Origin of the sequence: Dialister sp. CAG:357 (assembly GCF_000435155.1) — a bacterium.
Classification (GTDB): Bacteria; Bacillota; Negativicutes; order Veillonellales; family Dialisteraceae; genus Dialister; species Dialister hominis.
In genome coordinates, this window is record NZ_FR896408.1 from 14,626 (window position 1) to 17,125 (window position 2,500).

Below are 2,500 nucleotides of genomic sequence, written 5' to 3' on the forward strand. Positions count from 1 at the left end.
TTCCCGGGAGCCATTCAAGATTCCCATGAGTTCCCAGATGGATTACCGCATCAGCCTTCCATACATCTCTAAGCCAGTGATAAAATGCCAGGTACTGATGCGTTGGAGGTATTTTCGGGTCATGATAAAGCTTGACTGCATCCATCCCGTACTGCCTGGACGGCTGGACGGTTATGAATACATTTCCGTTTTCAAATCCGGGAATCAGGAAATTTCCATCATCATCCAGCATGACATCCCCGGGTGCTTTCCCCCATGTATGTTCCATATCCTGCTGTACTGCGACAGGAAGCTCAGAGAAAAAGTCCTGGTAATTCTCGCCGGATAACTTCATGGATTCTTCATACTGCTTATCTGTCATCATAGCAATATCATTTGTTACATGTGAGTTCACTGATTTCAGAAGATCAGCACCCGAGTCAGGGATCTGCTGGATCCTATAGCCTTCGCTCTGCATCTTCTGCAGCAGAAGAACAGCACTCTCCATCGTATCCAGTCCGGAAGCGCTCCCGATATTTGCATTCCCTGCGGGGAAATTATGAAAAATCAAAGCAATTTTTTTATAGCTGTTCTTCATGCGGTGAAGATGTCCCCATTTGTATGCTTTCGATACGATTCTTGCTATACGTTCATGAATCGGACGATACTCTAGAAGACCATTTTCCTTGATTCTTCCTGCGACAGGCACACCGTGAATGACGCCGTCAAGCTCAGGAAGGGCAGCAGAAATCGATACTTCAACAGCATTCATGCCTTCCGGATCCGCTTTCCAGTCCTCTTCGGGAGTAAGAAGCGTATAAGCATCAATAATAGGAACATTCAGTTCTTTTAATGTACCAATATCAGTCTTGCCAGTCCCAGTCAGGGAAAATTTCATCGTCGTGACCAGCACATCAATGATCGGTTTCCCGTCCTTCATAAAAAACTTGCGAATGGCTTTGGACAAGGATTTCTCATTTTTAGAAGATCCCATCTGGCTGTTGGCAAAAACAGGAATTACGGCACAGCCCTGCTTCTCAGCGGCAGCCATGAAATCATCCTGATACTTTAAATCGCCGCCTATCCATTCATCTCTGTAAAACAGGAGGCCTATAATGACCTGCTGCGGCTTTACACGAATTTTCAAATAATCTTCTGCACTTTCCATAAAGCTTTCTTTGACAAATGGTGCATAAATCCCTGATTCCGGTGAGATTTCGGGAAGCGGCGGATCTGCTTTATGCTCATCATTGAAAGATTCCGCATAAAGCCACAGATTTTTATAATTTTCAGGCCCCCCGTACAAGCAGTAAAGTTTAAACCGTGCCAGCTTATCATCATCAATAAACCGGCTGTCCTGTACATCTCCATCGTTAGCATCAATAAAAAAAGGGACCTTATTGTCACATAAAAAATCCCTGCAATGATTCCATAAAGGTGTGTTCATAGCATTTTTCATCAAATGAACTATAACCAGATTTGAACCTTGCATAGCTGCAGCCAGAGAAGCATCCCATTCCGCTCCGTCTTCAATAAATAATGTGCGGCATTGGGCCGAAATCTGACCTTCCGCTTTAAGTTCATCACAAACTCTCTTCATTGACGAATATTTGCGATCATGGTTTGTTATATATACAACGCCATTACCCATTTTCATCCCTCGTTAATATTATATAAATATACTATTCTATATGATTTAGAAAGAATCAAATTTTTTTGATTTCTTCTTTTTTATTATACTATTCCAATGTTATTTTAAACATATTGAAATGTTATTCTGCGTATTGTTAGATAAGATACGCCTAACTTATTTAATTAATTTATAATAACTGCTTTCAATTATATTTTTATGGATAACTGTCTTTTATGAAAGCCGAGTATTCCTGCAGCAAAAAAGCTGTGAAAAACGAGCGCTCGTTTTTCACAGCTTTTCTTATTTCAGATATTGAGAGGCAATTGCCAAAGCAGAAAGTGTCTTGGCATCCTGCATCAATCCCTTGTTCACATATTCCCGGACAGTTTCAATCGGAAGCTCAATGATATCAAGATATTCACCTTCATCGAGATGCTGATGCGTTTTAACAAGATCTCTTGCCAGGTAAAGATGTATGGCCTCATTACTGAAGCCAGGTGTCGTATATACCATTCCAAGCTTGATCAATGATCCCTGATATCCTATTTCTTCCTCCATTTCACGGGAAGCGCAGTCCTCCGGGGTTTCGCCGGGATCCATTTTGCCTGCCGGAATTTCCAGAAGCGCCTGCTGCACCGGATAGCGGTATTGTTTAACAAAAATGATTCCGCCATTTTGCGTCACAGGAACAATGGCAGATGCGCCTGAGTGGAGGACGACCTCCCGGATTTTCTTCTTCCCGGCTAAATCGATTTGATCCACGCATACATGGATGATATGTCCATCATAAATCTCTTTACGTGAGAGCTGTTTTTCTATTTCCACACTCATAAGATTTCCTCCCCTATAAAAAATCAGGGTTATAGGACAAAACGTGTTGGTAAAAAT

The 2,500-nt window shown here is 41.9% G+C and carries 2 protein-coding genes; both read right to left on the reverse strand.

The annotated features are described in order from the left end of the window. On the reverse strand, positions 1-1,636 hold a 1,636-nt coding region (locus M3200_RS03785; protein WP_353867217.1), incomplete at its 3' end, for a cobaltochelatase subunit CobN. 276 nt (positions 1,637-1,912) lie between these two features. Next, a complete protein-coding gene (locus M3200_RS03790; RefSeq protein ID WP_022382210.1) occupies positions 1,913-2,443 on the reverse strand; it encodes an NUDIX hydrolase in 531 nt (176 codons plus the stop codon). Between the last annotated feature and the right edge of the window lie 57 nt (positions 2,444-2,500).